Raw genomic sequence first — 18,437 nt, 5'->3', positions numbered from 1 at the left:
GTTTTTTTGTTCTTGCATCAAATTATTTAATATGTCGTAATTTAATTAAAATGATTTTTTATTAAAAGTTTTTAGATATTTGTTGAATAGCTAATTGTTGATAATAAACTTTGCAAGTTTTCATTAATAAATGAATTTTTATTCAAATATAAATAGAATTTATATTCCTTCTCTTTTTTATGCGTTATTAATTGTTTTATTGTTTTTTTATTCAATTCATCTTGAATAAAAATAAGGGGGAGACGTGCATAACCTAAACCATGCTGAATTAAGCTAATTGCTGTCTCTACAGAGCCAACTTGAATGACTTGGGCCTGATTATCAGTATCGGGTGAATCAGGAGAAAGAGAAATACAGCTATGCCTTTGTAATTCCTGTAATAATTCCTCATCTTGTAGTTTCTGTAATGGGCTATCTGGATGTGATACTAAGGTAGTTGTAATGCTTTCTAAAACAATAGGTTGCAGTGATTTAATATAATAAGGTGACACAATTAAATCATATTCTTTTTGCGCTAAAATTTCTGATTTGCTGAGAGAATTCCTATAAATATTAATATCATACTGTTTATTCTGCTTAATAAATTGTGAGATTTTATTTAAAAAAAGATCAGCGACATACATTGGGTCGATCAGTACGTTAATTTTTAACTTATTGTTAATCTTGATGTTTTTTGCCTTTTTTTCTAGAGATAATGCTTTTTCTGTCACTTCTCGAGAAAGTGTTAGCAGTAGTTCTCCCTCAGTAGTTAATACTGCGCGTCTTTTTTCTAAAGAAAGTATTTCTATACCCAAGGTTTGTTCTAACTTATTGATAGTATAGCTAATTGATGATTGAGTCCTATGTAACACATCAGCGGCTTGAGCAAAGCCACCGTAATCAACAACAGCTTGTAAGGTGATCCATTGGTCTAATGTTGTGCGGGATTTTTCCATAATGGAGTCCTTCTTATTATTGTTTATTAATAATGCATTTTAAACGAAGCTAGCAATATATCTTAGCATTGTTAATAGGTAATAATACGCATTTTTTTTGTGAGTTAAAAAAATATTAACATTATAAGTTGTAATGCTACTTTTTAATTAGAGAAGAATATTTATAGTTATTTTTTATTGTTATCTTTGAATATAACACTTAAATTTTTATTTTTTTATATGTAATTTTTATAACTATTGTTTTTATTTTCATTAATAGTCCACTTAAGTTTTAGTATTTTTTTAATATAAATTGTTAATTGATGTTTTATATTTCTTATTTGTGTTTTTTATTTTTCTTTTTTTCATTTTGTTTTTTTATTTTGTTTTTATTAAATATAAATATTAATTAATTTCTTAATTGCTTATTTTTTAATAAATATGTTTATCTATTATATTTAAAAATAAAGATAAAAAAGAAATTGGCCAAGTTAGTGTTCACCTCGTGTGAAGAGAAAACAAACCTGCGTATATAATAAATTAATACACTTATCTTTTTTAGACTACTTGTTGGTGTTTCATATAGCAATTTGAATGATTTTTGCTACGTCACGCTGATGCAGCAAGGAAAAGGAGAGGATAATGATAGGTTAAAAAATAAACTAAAATTATTTGACTTAAGTTAAACAAAAATTAAATATGATAAAAATAAGTAAAATAAAATATCGAAAATAGTATTTTAATACTCATTTATTGAGTAAATTTAAGTATAAAAACGTATTTTTGTGATCTTTAGCAATAAAAAAAGATAGGCGTGTTTGCACAAATTTTTGAAGAATACAGAACAAATATGGCTTTTTATATTGCAAAAATTGATAAACATTAAAATAAGAGAAAACAGTAAGCAACTAAGATGGTCGCTATTATTTCTTAATTCTTTACTTAGTAAGAAGGATCTTTGGTAATAAAAGAGATCTCTATAAGTAAATAGAAAACTAAGTAACATTTTATGATGTTCATATTCCAATATTGTATAATTATATATCGATAAAATAGTTTCATTATGTTATTAATCATCAATTTTATTAAACAAAAAAATGAAAAAAAAGTTATTAATAGTGATAGGTAAAAGGAGTGTGCATACCTATTGTGGTGTGACATGCGTCATACCAATAGAATAGCTGTTTATAACTGACTGTTTGTATTGAATGCTAGGCGCATAACAGTGGTAAAAAAAGAGGTAACAACAAGCAAAAATGCCACTATTTTGGTTTTTTCATTTAAATTAGTGGCATTTTTATTCAAAGTAATAGATGTAATTGACTACAATCCGCCTACTTCTCTCGGTGTTGCACGCATTGAAGTACTAATGGTATTACCTACCATATCTACCCGTGCTTGGAACGGCGGGAACGGTAATGGAATGCCATGCTCTGCAAAGGCTAGCAGAATATTTTGATGGATCTCATGTCTGGCTGGCATTCTATGTCCCATTTCTGCGGCATAAACACGTAACTCGAAGATTTGGATCCCTTGTTGTAGGTCAACCAAGTAAACCTCAGGAGCAGGGTTGTCTAAAATCATGGTAGAGCGTTTAGAGGCTTCTAATAAAACATTGGTCACTTGTTCACTATTGCAATCAGCTGGCGCAGGGATGGTCATCACGATACGTGTAATAGAGTCTGATAATGACCAGTTAATAAATTGCTCTGTAATAAATGCTTTATTAGGCACAATGATCTCTTTTCTATCCCAATCGGTGAGCGTGGTGGCTCGCGTATTGATTTTAGAAATATTCCCAGTCAAGTTACGGATAGTAACGGTATCACCAATACGAATTGGCTTTTCAAACAAGATCATTAACCCTGAGATAATGTTGGCAAAAATTTCTTGTAAGCCAAAACCAAGACCTACCCCCATAGCGGCAATTAACCATTGTAGTTTTGACCACTCAATACCTAATAATGAGAAACCAACAATACTGCCTATTAGGGTGATGCTGTATTTCGTTAAAGTGGTAATGGCATAACCTGTACCAGGTGTTAGATCTAAGTGTTGTAAAATTGCCAGTTCAAGCAGTGCTGGCAGGTTTCTTACCAATTGTGCCGTGATAATAATCACTAATATAGCGACTAAGATAGACCCCATGGTAATGGGCTGGATAGTATTGACGCCATTAACGGAGGAAGTCACATCCCATAGTCGGATATTATCGACAAAAGAGAAGGCTGTATTGAGCTCTGACCAGAGTAAAATCATGGACACAAGTGCAATCATGGTCAGAATAGAACGAACTAGACCAATAGATTGTGCACTAATCGCATCAAGGTCAATGGCTTGATCTTCCAACTCTAAGTTAGCGGTACTCTCACCACTGCTGCCAACAATGGTATTCTCATCTTCCCCTTTGGCTCGTTGAGCTAAAATTTCTGCCCGTTTTTGTTTGGCTCGTTCAAAGGCAAGCTTACGACGTTGGATCAGCATCCATCGTTGAATAATATGATAAATAATCAGCAAGGCAAACCAAATCGCCACAGACATCTCTAAGCGACCCAGTAATACGATGGAGGTTGAGAGATAGCCTAAGATAGCCGCGAGGGCAGCAAGAACAGGGGCAACAAGTAAGAACCACCATAAAATGGTATTTATCACATTATCACCAGAGCCATGTTTATCTAAGTAAAGCGGCACATGTGCCTTTTTTAGGCTTGAGGTAATAAAACTTAAAGCAATGCACAATAATAAAAAGCAAAAACGCCCAACCGTTGGCGCAAATTCTCTGTCACTATAGTATTCAAAGGTGATAAGCGACATCATTAACGGCACAATGACGAAAATCGACAGTTGATAAAAGCGCATCGCTTTTTTCACACGACTCTCTTTCCATTTAAATTGCGCGATAAATAACCCATTAGGGCGAGCAAAGGTAGCACTTATCATAAATAGCCATAGCACAGGGGCTGCGGCAGTCACACCATAACCAATCGCTCCCGCCATGGGATAACGCCATTCGACACTTTGTAAACCATATCCTACGGCAGACCATAATAGCGGTAGTGGTAAGGCGATTAATATTGACCAAAATACGGTACGCACCGTTAATGAGAAATGATCTTGAGTGACTTTACCAATGCGATTACTGACTCTTTCAAGAAACGCATTGTAATGCTTACGGGTACGAAGACTAAAACCGACAATAGATAGGGTGACCAGTAGATAGATAAAGGTATCTTGGTTTTTGAGCATGTTAACCGCAGCATGCCCTAATTGTGAGAAAGTATCTAATGAGAGTAGGCGAGTAATATCTTTAATTAATAAAACCGGATAATTGAGTTTTATTGGGCTGATATCGGCCACCCAGAACATATAGCGGTTTGTGGCATCTTTTGTCTCTTTTAAGGCATCCGCAAGTTGTGTTGTGGCTACTTTGAGTTTGGTTAACTCTAAGATTTGGGAGTCATAACCGGATAAAAGAGAATTGAGTAACTCTTGGCGCGCTTGAATGAGAGAGTCAAAAATATATTGCTGAGCTTCTGGTAGCTTTGAGCCATCGGCAGTTTCAGGAGGCTGGATTTTGCCTAGGTTTTCTAGCATCTCTTCATAGCCTAATCGCTCAACACGTAACTGAACGATATCTCTATCCAGCTCTTGAGAGCGGGGCATTTCAGGTAAGCGAGCCAATTGTGTTCTTAATGCTTCACCTAATGCCGTAGAGCCACTTAACCATTGGGCTTGCTCTCGAATGGTTGTGAGTGTCTGTCTTACTTGTTGGGTTTGTTGTGTTGTTAGACGCTGTTTTTCGGTTAACTCACTCATTTCTTGCGTCTGTTTATTGAGGATCTGAGAAAGTTGACGGTTAGTCTCGATTTGCTTAGTCAGAAACTCGGGGAGTTCGCCCCCTTGCTCGGCGAGCATTTCTGTCTTTTCTAAAGCGAGATCTGCCACTTCTTGGCGCTTGATATTTAGTAAACTACGCAATTGTTGCAGTTGTACATCAAGTCGTTGATAACGTTTTTTAAATAGCTCCAAGCGCAGTCGAGTAATTTCTTGACGATTATTAGCAGAAAGTTGCGCCATTTCCAGCTCATTAACCATCGCTTTTCGTGCTGTGACTTCAGCTTGGGTTAATTTATTTTGTGCTTCTGCTAGTGGGGTGTTTGATGCCCCTATTGCCGCTAAACGCGCCGTTGCATCACTTAGTAAACGACGAGCTTCTGAAAGTTGCTGAGGGAGTAAATTGAGTGATTCGCTGATTTCACGGCTTTTATCTTGCTCTTGTTGTTGTAGCCGAGCTTGTTCCATCAGTTGGCTACTCACTTGAATAATTTTTTGCTCAAGCTCAGGAATGGTAATTTTTTCTGGAATTGTTGGAACTGAGTGACTCTCTTCGAGTAATTTAGCCCTTAGCTCTTGAGTGATCTGCGGATATTCATCAATAGTCTTTTGATAATTATCCGCATTAACTTGAGCTTTTTCACCATCATTTATCCAATTGATGGTGCCTTGTAGCGCCTGAACAGTTTCAATATCTTGAGGATTAGTACTGCCTTCAAGTTGTTTGATATCTTGACGTAATTTATCAACATCCGCAGCAAACACCGAAGTATTGAATGAGATAGTCAGAAAAAAGCTAAAAAGTAGACTGATTATCAGGCGCACAAGGTTTACTCCGAATTACGAATTATTCATTAATGGTATTATTATCGCAGGCCTTATGATCAGTGCCTGTGGCATTAATGATAGAGCCTAGTAGTTCTCCCATTAATGTTACAGAGCCGTTCATCAGATCTTTATTTAATTGAACACTATTTTCAGGGAAGAGGTTAATAACGGTCGAGCCTAATTTAAAGCGTCCCATCTCTTCACCTTTTTTCAGAAATATAGCGCCAACTTTATCCGCTTGAGGATAAGTCCAACGTTTAATAATACCTTCACGTGGTGGTGTTACCATGCCACACCAGACCGTTTCAATACTCCCTACAATGGTCGCTCCAACAAGAATTTGTATCATGGGACCAAATTGGGTGTCAAAAAGGCAAATAATACGTTCATTACGAGCAAATAAGTTAGGAACATTTGCCGCAGTTAAAGGATTAACAGAAAAGAGATCGCCGGGGACATAAATCATCTCTTTTAATAACCCATCGCAAGGCATATGAACACGGTGGTAATCCCGTGGTGAAAGATAGGTTGTAATAAATTGTCCATGGCGGAACTGGTCGGCCAAGGTAAAATTACCTGCTAGCAACGCTTCAAGGGTGTAAGAGTGCCCTTTGGCTTGTAAAATTTGATCGTCTTGGATCTGACCAAGCTGACTGACAGCGCCATCTGCGGGGAGAGCCAGTTGGTTATCTCCTTCAACAATAGGGCGAGCGCCATCTTTTAATGCACGAATAAAAAACTCATTAAATGTTGCATAAGCCTGAAATTGGCTCTCTTTCGCTTCATTCATATCAACTTTATATGCGCGAGCAAACATTTTGATAGCAAATTGAGTAACGCTACCTGCTTTTTTATTGGCAAACCAACCAGCTAGCTGTGTTAGCCATAATTTAGGCAATAGATACTGTAGTTTAATTTTTAGCTTGTCCAAAATGGCAACCTCTGGGATCGAACGATAAAAAATCGACAAAAGGGGTCTATTGTACCCACCCTTAATAGGGTTGTCAGTGAATCTATGCTTAAGAGTCTAAATTAATATTTTTACGCACTTTCACCTGACTCATACTTTCTAAAATACGATGATAGTTTTCAAATCGGGTTGGTGCGATTTCACCTTTATCTACGGCTTCGGTGATCAAGCAACCCGGATCGTCATTATGCTTACAATCACGGAATTTACAGCCTCCTAAGAAAGGTCGAAACTCAATAAAACCTTTGGTCACTTGCTCAGGTGTTAAATGCCACAAACCAAATTCACGTACCCCCGGTGAATCAATAACATCGCCTCCTAGAGGGAAATGATAAAGGCGCGATGCGGTGGTGGTATGTTGTCCAAGCCCTGAGTTGTCAGAGACTTGATTGACCAGAATACTTTCTTCCATTGGTGGTAAGAGAGTATTGAGAAGGCTCGATTTACCCACACCTGACTGGCCAGCAAAAATAGAGATGCGGCCAATTAATGCTTGAGTTAATGCTTCTAATCCCTCTTTGGTATAGCTTGAGACTTCAAGCACTCGATAACCAATATCTTTATAAATTTGCATCCACTCACTTACCATCGCTCGGCTTTCTGCATCTAACATATCGACTTTATTCAATACAATAAGGGGTTCGATATTTAAGGTTTCACAAGCCACTAAGTAGCGGTCGATAATATTAAGTGAAAGCTCAGGTAAAATGGCTGAAACAATAATAATTTGATCGATATTAGCGGCAATAGGTTTAATACCATCATAATAATCTGGGCGAGTGAGTACAGAAGTACGCTCATGAACAGCTTCTACAATGCCATTGACGCGCACATTTTCTTGGGTTTGTAATGCAGGGCGCCACACCACTCTATCGCCTGTGACTAGGGATGAAATAGTACGGCGAATATTACAACGAGTAATAGAGCCATCTGCAGCTTCAATATCTGCATGTTGCCCAAAGCGACTGATAACGAGGCCTTCGGTCGCTTCGCCTAATTGTGTATCGTCTAATTCAACGTGATTTTTTTTCTCTTTGCTTTGCAAACGCTTTTTATGATTTTCTTGTACTCGGCGTTGCTGGCCTTTAGATAATTTACGTTTTGTCACCGATCCTCACTTGTGTTATTCGGTTAGATGTTCTTTTGTCGTGCTTATTGAGTAAACGCGCTATGATAAAGGTTAAAATATCATGTCTCACTCTAAGAAACAGCTAGGATATATTATGTCAAAAAGCGAGAACAATCTTATCTGGATAGATCTGGAAATGACCGGCCTTGATCCTGAACGCGATCGTATTATTGAAATTGCCACTATCGTCACCGATCCCCAACTTAATATTTTAGCTGAAGGTCCCGTTATTGCTGTACATCAATCGGATAAATTACTCGCCTCGATGGATGAATGGAATACTACAACACATACGGCAAGTGGTTTAGTTCAGCGGGTTAAAGAGAGTCAGTATGATGATGCGGCTGCACAACAAGCCACTATCGAATTCCTTGAAAAATGGGTGCCACAGGGTGCATCACCGATCTGTGGTAATAGTGTGGGGCAAGATAGACGTTTTCTATTTCGCTATATGCCTGAATTAGAAAAATATTTTCATTATCGTTATCTCGATGTCAGTACACTAAAAGAGTTAGCTCGTCGTTGGAAACCTGAAATCCTTGAAGGATTTAAGAAAAAAAATACTCATCAAGCGTTGGATGATATTCGAGAATCTATTGCTGAATTAGCCTATTATCGCCAAACCTTTATTAAAGAGTAGAAATTAGCGGATTGATGGCTGATATTGCATCATTGTGACGATTTTATCGTCATGCAATCAAAAAAACGCATTTTTTTACTGATAAGGGCTTGCGGTTAAGCATTTTTCTCGTATAATGCGCTTCCCGTACCGATGAAGAATTTCGTTTGTACGGGTGTAAGAAAGACGCGGGAATAGCTCAGTTGGTAGAGCACAACCTTGCCAAGGTTGGGGTCGCGAGTTCGAGTCTCGTTTCCCGCTCCAATCTTTCTTCGATAGTTATCAGTATTAGCGACGCGGGAATAGCTCAGTTGGTAGAGCACAACCTTGCCAAGGTTGGGGTCGCGAGTTCGAGTCTCGTTTCCCGCTCCAAATCTTTCTTCGATAATTATCAGCACAAAACTTACCAAATGCGGGAATAGCTCAGTTGGTAGAGCACAACCTTGCCAAGGTTGGGGTCGCGAGTTCGAGTCTCGTTTCCCGCTCCAAATCTTCTTCCAAAGACTTCAATAAACTCAGTAAATTCTTATAAATCAAAGCGTTTTTCGTAATAGCATTAGCTAAGCTGTTTTTAGAAGTCGGCCTGTCTCTCTATGATAAGAATATACAGTAAGATATTTTTACCCTAAAAGTCGCCGAGTAAGCAGGGCTTGCATGTCTCGTCTGCCATCCGCAATAATAAAGATAACCACTTGTTTTGCTATTGTGTGATAGATGACACGATAAGGTTTAAAAAAGATTTGCTGATATTCACGAATACCTAAACTTTGTAATTCCTTTGGAATACTGCCTTTCATAGGAAAGTTAGCCTGTGTATTAGTGACCTTAAGCAGCTCATCTAATACATAATCTGCATTATCTATGCTGTCGTGGTCGGCAATATAGTTATTGATGTCCTCTAAGTCTGTTTCGGCATCTTTCGTCATTACCACTTTATAGGACGCCATTACGATTATTTCCTTTTACTTTTTAAACGCTGAACAACGCTTTTTATATCTTTTACTTCACCTGCTTCAACTTGTTGCTGACCTAACGCCAATATTTTAAGTAAGGCTAATGTTTCCTGTGTCTCTTCATAAAAGGTAATATCCTGAATAACCGCTTTTGCTTCGCCATTTTGAGTAATAATCATCGGTGCACCAGATTCAGTGAGTTTAGTCATCACTTCGGCGGCATTAGCTTTTAAATAACTAATTGGTTTGATTTGTTCTGAGTAACGCATATCTACCTTAATCAATAAGACTAAATTAAGTCTAAAAAAAGTCTAATCTGAGTGTGAAGAGATAAAAGCTAAAATGCAATATAGAAAACCTTTAGCGAAAACCGCTTAATGAACAGTCCAACTCTATGAGGTCACTTCAACAGGGCGGGGAGCAGTCACGCATAAGCAACAATACAAAGCGTTATTTTGTTTAATAACACCCAAATAAAGCTATTGCATTCTAAAAGTCACAAGGACATAACTATGGACAGGAAATAGCAATGCTTGTATAAAATATAACCAAAAAATCTTTATTTTCTCTCTCACTTTTTAAAAATGAGTCTACACTGTGGTAGGTGCAGATCAGCGATTGTAGCTAATACACTTAAAGCGAGTGACCCATTGCAGTGCAGAAAAAGGGAAATCGATAACAGCAAGAAAGATCAAGCTATTTTTTTGTGATCTATCTTTGATCTTTGCTTGCATTTCTATTTAGCCAGCACTAGAATGTGCGCCTTTCCTCGTTTAGGGGGGAGCTAAACCTCAGATCAATTTTTGTTGTTTAGGTTTTTATTCTGTTAAATATACTTTGAAGAGTATTTTTTATGAAGAAAAGTATTTTTATGACTTTTCTTTGGAAAAAAGAGCCCGAGTTCCACTTATCTTAATATTCTTATCGAAATAAATTATCCACAATAAGATGCTCATAATCCTTGCATCTAGCACTAATTTATTTTTTTACTGCACAGAGTTATCCACAGGCTGCTATCATTGAGTCATTAGCATATTATGCTAGTGAGTTAAATATTGCTTTTATCTATCCAATTGATAAGTAAGTTTATTTTTATTTTTTTTAATTTGTGCCACACTTCGCTTGAATTTTTTCTTCATATTGATAGACAAAGAGTTTTTATTTTATTCACAGGTGAAATTATCTCATCTTATGAGTATGCGTATCATGTTAAAAACTAAGCATCACGAGGTAGGCCCTTAGTTATTGCCCTTACTAGACGTTTTTGTTGTGAAGTCTGTATTTTTAGTGTTTTTTCTTCTCTTTTGGCTTTCTGTTGGGCGATAGCCCAGTGCAAATGTTCATCTAAAACCTCCCCTAAACCAAAGCGCTCTTGCAAGGCCAGTACAATTTTGTCCTGATAAGGGGCATTGCCTAACGCAACACTAATATTTCTTAGCCAACGTAAATAGCCAATTCGTCGGATCGGTGAACCTTCTGTAATACGCAGAAATTTTTCTTCACTCCATTGGAATAGATCCAGCAATTCTGGTGTATGTAAGGCACGGCGCGGAGAAAAATCATCTTCCTCTGTGAGCGAAGAAAAACGATTCCATGGGCAAATTAATTGGCAATCATCACAACCATAGATACGATTGCCCATCAAAGGGCGAAATTCTTCAGGAATAGCGCCTTCAAGTTCAATCGTTAGGTAAGAAATACAGCGACGAGCATCAATGGTGTAAGGCTCTACGATGGCGCCTGTTGGGCAAGTGGTCATGCAAGCTACACATTTACCGCATTGCTCTTCAACGGGAAAATCAATAGGCAAAGGTAAATTAATTAATAATTCACCGAGAAAAAACCAAGAGCCGGCCTGATTATTGATAACAAGTGAGTGTTTACCAACCCACCCAAGACCAGCTTTCACGGCCAATGGTCGTTCCATTATCGGCGCTGAATCAACAAAAGGGCGAAAATTAACAATACCTTGATATTCAAACTGTTGGCAATATTGCGTAATTTTTTCACCTAATTTTTTAAGGCGTTGTCTTAATACTTTGTGATAATCTCTACCTAATGCATAACGGCTAATATAGCCTTGCTCTGGATTATTAAGGGTACGAGCAAAAGCGGCATCTGTTGGCAAATAGTTCATTCTGACGCTGATCACACGCAATGTGCCCGGCACCAATTCATGGGGTCTTGCTCGAGTCATGCCATATTTAGCCATCCATGCCATTTCACCATGATACTGTTTATCTAACCAAGCTTGTAAACGAGGCTCTTCGAGCGATAAATCAGTATCGCAAATTCCTGTTTGTTGGAATCCTAGTTCAGTTCCCCAACGTTTTATATTTTGAGCAAGGTGATGAAGATCGAGTGATGACATGAGCAACCGAAATAATAGCTAATAGGTGAGTCCTAAGAGTGCGCAGTGTATCATAGTGCAACGATAGGAAAAATCCTCGTAAGAAATAGATTTATGGTATGGTTATTTGAAATTGATTCTGATAATAATTTACTTTAAGTGAATATAAAAATGGTCTGTTTGCATGTGCTCTAACATGCTATTAACTAAGTCGTTATTACCTAACAATAGATTGTATGAATATGAAAGAATGGGTTGTTACATTAGAAGATGAAGCTGCAACAGTAAAACTAGGGCATTCAGTCGCAATGGCGACAAATAACCAAGGGCTTATTATTTATTTATTTGGTGATCTAGGGGCCGGGAAAACCACCTTTAGCCGCGGATTTTTACAAGCTTTAGGTCATCAAGGTCATGTTAAAAGTCCAACATATACCTTGGTAGAGCCTTATATGCTGACACCACGCCCAGTCTATCATTTCGATCTTTATCGCTTAGCTTCAGCGGAAGAGTTAGAATTTATGGGGATACGTGACTATTTTGCACAAGATCCACTGTGTCTCATTGAATGGCCTTCTCAAGGGGAAGGGTTTATACCTAATGCGGATTTAGAGCTTCATTTAAGCTATGAAAATGAAGGTCGTAAAGCCCATTTTATTGCCCTTTCACAGAGAGGGAATGCTGTTTTATCCCGTATTCAGTCTGCATAAAGGAATATTGATTATGTCGAGTCTCATCACTATTGTGAGCCAATGTCAGCGTTATATTGCCACCTTTTTGTTGGTTGTTCTGTCACTTTTTGTGGTGCAAATAGCACAAGCCGCTACGGTAACAGAAGTGAAGGCCGAAAATGGGGATGTGGCTACAACACTTACATTTTCGTTTAGTGGTGGGAAACCAAGCTATAGATATTACTCACTGAAAAATCCAGATAGGTTAGTGATGGATTTTAAGCAAGGTAGCCAAATAACGGGTTTACCTGTGACATTAAATCGTCAGCAATTAGCACAGAAAATTCGCACGACACAATCAAAAGATAGCCAATATCAAAGTATGGTGGTAGAGCTTGCCAAACCAGTGGTGGTGACGGAGCGCTTGTTAAATAGCAATGGTGAATATAAGTTAGTACTTACTATCAAACCTATTAATGCTCGACAAAATAACAATACATCAACGACGGTCAGTGTAGTGGCGTTATCAGCAAACAAAGCCACAAATACGGTGGCTAATCAACAGATGGCGCCTTTAGTGAGTACACCTAAGCAACCCGTTGCACCTGTAGTACCAGTAAAGCCTCGCACAACCTCGAATAAGCCCGCATCGAGCGATCGGCAAATAATTATTGCGATTGACGCAGGGCATGGGGGTCAAGATCCCGGCGCTATTGGGCAAAAAGGTAATCGTGAAAAAGATGTTACCTTAAGAGTGGCAAAAAAATTAGAAGCGATTTTGCGTAATGATCCTATGTTCAAACCCGTTTTAACCCGCAATGGCGACTATTTTATTTCTGTTGCTGGACGCTCTGAAGTGGCCCGTAAGCAAGGTGCCAATATGTTAGTGTCTATTCATGCCGACTCTGCACCTAATCGTAGTGCGCGCGGGGCATCTGTTTGGGTATTGTCAAATCGTCGCGCGAATAGTGAATTAGGTAAATGGCTTGAACAAAGCGAAAAACAATCAGAGCTTCTCGGTGGCGCTGGTGATGCACTCGCAGAAGGGGTTGATCCCTATTTAAGCCAAGCAGTATTAGATTTACAATTTGGTAATTCACAGCGTGTAGGCTATGACGTTGCGGTAGCGGTGTTATCTGAACTTAGAAAAGTAGGATCATTACATAAAAAAACACCAGAGCACGCCAGCTTAGGGGTTTTACGTTCACCTGATATTCCGTCTATTTTGGTCGAAACAGGTTTTATTAGTCATGCCGCTGAGGAACAATTGCTGATTTCAGATGCTTACCAAGAGAAATTAGCCGCTTCAATCTATGCCGGATTAAAAAATTACTTTCTCGCTCATCCCTTACAGAATGGGCCAAAATAAAGATAAACGTGGGATAAGGTAATGGCGATTAATTTATTACCTCCTCAGTTAGCAAATCAGATTGCAGCAGGGGAAGTCGTTGAAAGACCCGCTTCTGTTGTTAAAGAGTTACTTGAAAACAGCTTAGATGCGGGTGCGACAACAATTGATATCGATATCGATAAAGGTGGCGCTAAGCTAATTCGTATCCGCGATAATGGATGCGGCATTTCTCGTGATGATTTGAAGTTAGCACTTGCTCGCCATGCAACAAGCAAAATATCGACACTGGATGACCTTGAAGCCATTATGAGCATGGGGTTTCGTGGTGAAGCCTTAGCCAGTATCAGCTCTGTATCACGTTTAACCTTAACATCTCGTACCGCATCTCAAGAGGAGGCTTGGCAAGCCTACGCCGAAGGGCGTGATATGACAGTGGCAGTCAAGCCAGCAGCACATCCGGTGGGGAGCACAGTTGAAGTGCTCGATCTTTTTTATAACACTCCTGCAAGACGTAAATTTTTACGTACCGAAAAAACAGAGTTTGGTCATATAGATGAAGTAGTACGTCGTATAGCCTTATCCCGCTTTGATGTGTCAATTAATTTAACCCACAACGGTAAGCGGGTGCGTCAATATCGCGCTGCGAAAGAAACTCATCAGCATCATCGTCGTTTAAGTGCTATCTGTGGTAATCATTTTGTTGATCAAGCAATGCAACTGACGTGGGAGCATGGTGATCTGGCAATAAAAGGCTGGGTAGAGCATCCTTTAGCTCCAGTGCAAAGCAGTGAAATACAGTACTGTTATGTCAATGGGCGCATGATGCGCGATAGATTGATTAACCATGCTATTCGTCAAGCATATGAAGGTTATTTGCAAGGTGAACAGCAACCCTCTTATGTGCTTTATTTAACCGTCGACCCTCATCAAGTGGATGTCAATGTGCATCCTGCCAAACATGAAGTGCGTTTTCACGAATCGCGCTTAGTACACGATTTTATCTATCAAGCTGTCCTGAGTGTGTTAAGGCAGGTTACAGAAGATACGTTATCTTTAGATGAAGAGGATAATGGGGCTTTAACTGCCACAACATTTCCTGAAAATCGCCAAGTTGCGGGAGAAAATGTTTTTTCGCAGCCTTATCAAGCACCAGTAACCTCATCTACGCAAAAAAAGAGCACGGGAGCTTACCAAGGAAGTGCAGGAAAAGGGTTAACAGATACGCAAAAGAGTCCCCAAAAAACGCTAGATACACGTCAGTTTGGTGAGAGTTATCAACGTACGCAAGGCATGCTTTATCAAAAAATGATGCAAGAAAGTGCGAGCGATGTTGAAAATAAAGAAAAAATACCTCTATTTCCCCCTCGTCCCCCATTGAATTTGGTTGATGTTGGTCATACAACTAATAACAATGAAACAAATGTAATTTCAGTGGTGCCTCGTTCTGTTAATGCCAGCGCAGCGCAAACAGATTATACTTTTGGCCGGGTATTGGCGATTTATCAGCAGAAATATGCGTTAATTGAATCTTCGCAAGGTCTAGGGCTGTTAGCATTGGAAGAAGCTGATTTTCTGTTAAAATGTGCCCAGTTATTGCCAGAAAATGAAAATCTGAAACCCCAACCTTTGCTAGTGCCTTTAAAAGTCACACTCAGTAAAGATGAAATTAATACATTTAAGCAGTTTCAGGCGTTAATCAGTGATTTTGGGATTGTTATCGACATCTCTCATGGTAAAGCGACGATCCACGCGGTCTCGTTGCCTTTGCGACAGCAAAATTTACCTGTATTACTGACAAAGCTATTAGCTTATTTGGCAACAGAAAAATTATGCTCTAAACAACAAATTGGGCATTGGTTAGCAAAACAGTTAAGTCATGAGTCGGGTGTTTGGTCACAGGCTCAGGCAGTAGGATTATTGGCTGATATTGAACGATTATGTCCACAATATGTCAGACAGCCGTCCAAAAACTTATTACAATTAATAGAATTACAACCTGTGGTAGCGGCACTGAATAATGAGCGAAGTAAAAACGCAAATAAAACCTAAAGCAATCTTTCTGATGGGGCCAACAGCCTCTGGTAAAACCGCATTAGCCATTGCGCTAAGACAAAAACTGCCCGTTGATCTTATTAGTGTTGATTCTGCTCTTATTTATCGTGGTATGGATATTGGTACTGCGAAACCGGATGAGACAGAGCAGTCGCTTGCACCACATCGTTTAATTGATATTCTAGATCCCGCATTACCTTATTCTGCCGCAGACTTTCGTAAAGATGCGTTAAAAGCAATGGAAGAAATTACGGCTGCAGGACGAATTCCACTATTAGTGGGCGGGACTATGCTATATTTTAAAGCGTTATTAGAAGGCTTATCGCCTTTGCCCAGTGCTAATCCAGAAATTCGTGCTGAAATCGAAAAAAAAGCAGCCGAACAAGGGTGGGAGGCAATTCATCAAGAGCTAGCATCCGTCGATCCCGTTGCGGCCAAACGGATCCATCCTAATGATCCTCAACGCCTTTCTCGTGCACTGGAAGTTTACCTGATTTCAGGTAAATCGATGACAGAATTAACTCAAATATCAGGCGAAGCATTGCCTTATGATGTTTATCAGTTTGCGATTGCTCCGAAAGATAGAAATGTACTTCATCAACGCATTGAAGCACGTTTTAAACAGATGTTAACGTGTGGCTTTGAAGATGAAGTAAAATCATTATACCAACGGGGCGATCTGCATGAAGATTTACCTTCTATACGTTGTGTCGGCTATCGCCAGATGTGGTCATATTTATCCGGCGAAATCGACTATGATGAGATGGTTTATCGAGGGATCTGCGCTACCCGGCAATTAGCGAAGCGACAAATCACTTGGTTAAGAGGTTGGCATGATGTTCATTGGTTAGATAGTGAAGATTTTGAACAGTCTCTTAACACTGTTTTGCAGGTAGTTAGTGCATAGATGGTAGGTTTGTGTAAAATTGATAGTTGCTAAAGTGCAATTTTTGAGTAGTTCATTTTTTCGAACCATTAGGTTCTAGTATAAAACAACAAAATAAGGAAAACATAGAATGGCTAAGGGGCAATCTTTGCAAGATCCTTTTCTGAACGCATTACGTCGTGAAAGGGTCCCTGTTTCAATCTATTTGGTAAACGGCATTAAATTACAGGGTCAGATCGAATCTTTTGACCAATTTGTTATTCTGCTGAAAAACACTGTTAGTCAGATGGTATACAAACATGCTATCTCTACCGTAGTACCTTCTCGTCCTGTTTCTCATCATAGCAATACAGGTACCAACCAAGCGGGTACAAACTACAGTGGCGGTAACGCGACTCAGCAGGATGATGTTGCAGAATAATTATCAAATATTATTCTTAATATAATAAAAACATAGGTAGGGAGACTTTACCTATGTTTTTCCTGTTTTTATAAAGTCCATGAGGTTTCGCCTTTGTTTGATCGTTATGAAGGTGGCGAATTAGCCGTTTTAGTGCACGTTTTCTTTTCGCAAGAAAAGGATATTGATGACTTGCAAGAGTTTGAATCTTTGGTGACATCTGCCGGTGTAAAACCAGTTCAAATTATTACAGGGAGCCGTAGAGCGCCTCACTCCAAATATTATGTGGGAGAAGGTAAAGCGGAAGAAATCGCAGAAGCAGTAAAAGCGAGTGGTGCAGATGTGGTGTTATTTAATCACGCACTCTCACCGGCACAAGAACGAAATCTGGAAAGACTTTGTGAATGTCGTGTAGTTGATCGCACGGGAGTTATCCTCGATATTTTTGCTCAACGAGCAAGAACTCACGAAGGAAAGCTACAGGTAGAACTCGCTCAGTTACGTCATTTATCAACCCGTTTAGTTCGAGGGTGGACACACTTAGAACGACAAAAAGGGGGGATTGGATTACGTGGCCCTGGCGAAACACAGCTTGAAACGGACCGACGTTTGCTCAGAGGCAAAATTAGTCAAATTCTAATGCGTCTAGGCAAAGTTGAACGTCAGCGTGAACAAGGACGACAAGCGCGAAGTAAAGCTGATATTCCAACGTTATCTCTGGTGGGTTACACCAATGCGGGTAAGTCGAGTTTATTCAATCGTATAACCTGTGCTGATGTGTATGCTGCTGATCAGTTGTTTGCGACACTGGATCCTACCTTAAGACGAATTCAGGTCGATGATGTTGGTACCGTGGTGTTAGCTGATACGGTTGGTTTTATCCGACATCTACCTCATGATCTGGTGGCGGCATTTAAGGCAACGCTACAAGAAACACGTGAAGCGACATTGCTTCTTCATGTTATTGATGCCGCTGATAGCCGTTTTGAAGAGAACATTCATGCAGTTGAAAATGTATTAGAAGAGATTGATGCTCACGAGATACCGACACTGTATGTGATGAATAAAATTGATCTTCTTGAGGACTTCACCCCAAGAATTGATCGAAATGAAGATAATTTACCTGTTAGGGTTTGGGTTTCTGCACAAACAGGTGAAGGTATTCCTCTGTTATATCAGGCGTTGACAGAGCGCCTTTCAGGTGAGATCGCACACGTTGAATTGCGTTTACCGCCAGAAGAAGCAGGGCGATTACGTAGCCGTTTTTATCAATTACAGGCTATTGAGCGTGAATGGATTGAAAAAGACGGTAAAGTTGGGCTAATCACCCGAATGCCTATGGTAGACTGGCATCGACTTTGCAAGCAGGAGCCTACTTTATTGGATTACGTGGTCTGATAATTGGCCATACTAAAGAACATTAACTGAGAGCTGGCGATGAAATCGGCTCTTAAGCCTGATAAATCTAATCATAATAATG

At 39.1% G+C, this 18,437-nt stretch carries 14 protein-coding genes and 3 tRNA genes; 10 read left to right on the top strand and 7 right to left on the bottom strand.

Annotation, left to right across the window (positions count from 1 at the left end):
* Positions 1 to 71: 71 nt before the first annotated feature.
* From AACQ49_RS13040 to rsgA, 4 genes are all read right to left on the bottom strand, one after another.
* The gene (locus tag AACQ49_RS13040) at positions 72 to 935 is read right to left on the bottom strand and encodes a LysR family transcriptional regulator (protein ID WP_004249644.1); all 864 of its coding nucleotides are present in this window, start codon (positions 933 to 935) and stop codon (positions 72 to 74) included.
* A gap of 1,302 nt (positions 936 to 2,237) precedes the next feature.
* Complete coding sequence (gene mscM / locus AACQ49_RS13035) at positions 2,238 to 5,573, bottom strand: miniconductance mechanosensitive channel MscM (RefSeq protein ID WP_004249643.1); 3,336 nt, start codon at positions 5,571 to 5,573, stop codon at positions 2,238 to 2,240.
* A 22-nt stretch (positions 5,574 to 5,595) separates the two neighbouring features.
* Positions 5,596 to 6,507, bottom strand: coding sequence for an archaetidylserine decarboxylase (asd, locus tag AACQ49_RS13030; protein ID WP_004246309.1), 912 nt, complete (start codon positions 6,505 to 6,507; stop codon positions 5,596 to 5,598).
* 88 nt (positions 6,508 to 6,595) lie between these two features.
* Positions 6,596 to 7,654 (bottom strand): small ribosomal subunit biogenesis GTPase RsgA, encoded by a 1,059-nt coding sequence (gene rsgA, locus AACQ49_RS13025; protein ID WP_004246308.1) that lies wholly within the window; start codon positions 7,652 to 7,654, stop codon positions 6,596 to 6,598.
* Between the two features lie 115 nt (positions 7,655 to 7,769).
* On the opposite strand from rsgA, the gene orn reads away from it, so the two are divergent.
* From orn to AACQ49_RS13005, 4 genes are all read left to right on the top strand, one after another.
* Positions 7,770 to 8,315 (top strand): oligoribonuclease, encoded by a 546-nt coding sequence (gene orn, locus AACQ49_RS13020; protein ID WP_004253041.1) that lies wholly within the window; start codon positions 7,770 to 7,772, stop codon positions 8,313 to 8,315.
* A 167-nt stretch (positions 8,316 to 8,482) separates the two neighbouring features.
* Positions 8,483 to 8,558 (top strand) — tRNA-Gly (locus AACQ49_RS13015).
* 32 nt (positions 8,559 to 8,590) lie between these two features.
* Positions 8,591 to 8,666 (top strand) — tRNA-Gly (locus tag AACQ49_RS13010).
* A gap of 40 nt (positions 8,667 to 8,706) precedes the next feature.
* Positions 8,707 to 8,782: transfer RNA gene (locus tag AACQ49_RS13005), tRNA-Gly, on the top strand.
* Positions 8,783 to 8,914: 132 nt separating this feature from the next.
* Here AACQ49_RS13005 and AACQ49_RS13000 read toward each other — a convergent pair.
* The 3 genes from AACQ49_RS13000 to queG form a co-directional block, all read right to left on the bottom strand.
* A complete protein-coding gene (locus AACQ49_RS13000) occupies positions 8,915 to 9,241 on the bottom strand; it encodes a type II toxin-antitoxin system RelE/ParE family toxin (protein ID WP_004246306.1) in 327 nt (108 codons plus the stop codon).
* Between the two features lie 5 nt (positions 9,242 to 9,246).
* The gene (locus AACQ49_RS12995; protein ID WP_017628768.1) at positions 9,247 to 9,516 is read right to left on the bottom strand and encodes a type II toxin-antitoxin system Phd/YefM family antitoxin; all 270 of its coding nucleotides are present in this window, start codon (positions 9,514 to 9,516) and stop codon (positions 9,247 to 9,249) included.
* 947 nt (positions 9,517 to 10,463) lie between these two features.
* Positions 10,464 to 11,618, bottom strand: a complete 1,155-nt coding sequence (gene queG, locus AACQ49_RS12990) for a tRNA epoxyqueuosine(34) reductase QueG (RefSeq protein ID WP_049201563.1) — start codon at positions 11,616 to 11,618, stop codon at positions 10,464 to 10,466.
* Positions 11,619 to 11,839: 221 nt separating this feature from the next.
* Between queG and tsaE the strand changes: the two genes are divergently transcribed.
* The 6 genes from tsaE to hflX all read left to right on the top strand — a co-directional run bounded on the left by tsaE (position 11,840) and on the right by hflX (position 18,355).
* Positions 11,840 to 12,307, top strand: a complete 468-nt coding sequence (tsaE, locus tag AACQ49_RS12985) for a tRNA (adenosine(37)-N6)-threonylcarbamoyltransferase complex ATPase subunit type 1 TsaE (RefSeq protein ID WP_004249636.1) — start codon at positions 11,840 to 11,842, stop codon at positions 12,305 to 12,307.
* Between the two features lie 13 nt (positions 12,308 to 12,320).
* Entirely contained in the window at positions 12,321 to 13,637 is a 1,317-nt protein-coding gene (locus tag AACQ49_RS12980; RefSeq protein ID WP_004253037.1) for an N-acetylmuramoyl-L-alanine amidase, read from the top strand.
* A gap of 21 nt (positions 13,638 to 13,658) precedes the next feature.
* Entirely contained in the window at positions 13,659 to 15,668 is a 2,010-nt protein-coding gene (gene mutL / locus AACQ49_RS12975; RefSeq protein WP_004253034.1) for a DNA mismatch repair endonuclease MutL, read from the top strand.
* Positions 15,637 to 16,578 carry a tRNA (adenosine(37)-N6)-dimethylallyltransferase MiaA gene (gene miaA, locus AACQ49_RS12970; RefSeq protein WP_004246293.1) on the top strand — a complete coding sequence of 314 codons (942 nt, stop codon included), beginning with the start codon at positions 15,637 to 15,639 and terminating at the stop codon, positions 16,576 to 16,578. Before mutL ends, miaA begins: the two co-directional genes overlap by 32 nt.
* Positions 16,579 to 16,687: 109 nt before the next feature.
* Complete coding sequence (gene hfq, locus AACQ49_RS12965; protein ID WP_004246291.1) at positions 16,688 to 16,978, top strand: RNA chaperone Hfq; 291 nt, start codon at positions 16,688 to 16,690, stop codon at positions 16,976 to 16,978.
* Between the two features lie 93 nt (positions 16,979 to 17,071).
* On the top strand, positions 17,072 to 18,355 hold the full coding sequence (gene hflX, locus AACQ49_RS12960) for a ribosome rescue GTPase HflX (RefSeq protein ID WP_004246290.1): 1,284 nt from the start codon (positions 17,072 to 17,074) through the stop codon (positions 18,353 to 18,355).
* The last annotated feature ends 82 nt before the right edge of the window (positions 18,356 to 18,437 follow it).

Origin of the sequence: Proteus sp. G2675, assembly GCF_963886535.1 — a bacterium.
GTDB lineage: Bacteria > Pseudomonadota > Gammaproteobacteria > Enterobacterales > Enterobacteriaceae > Proteus > Proteus mirabilis.
Note: the sequence above shows the minus strand (reverse complement) of the source record. Positions and strands in the feature narration are given on the sequence as shown.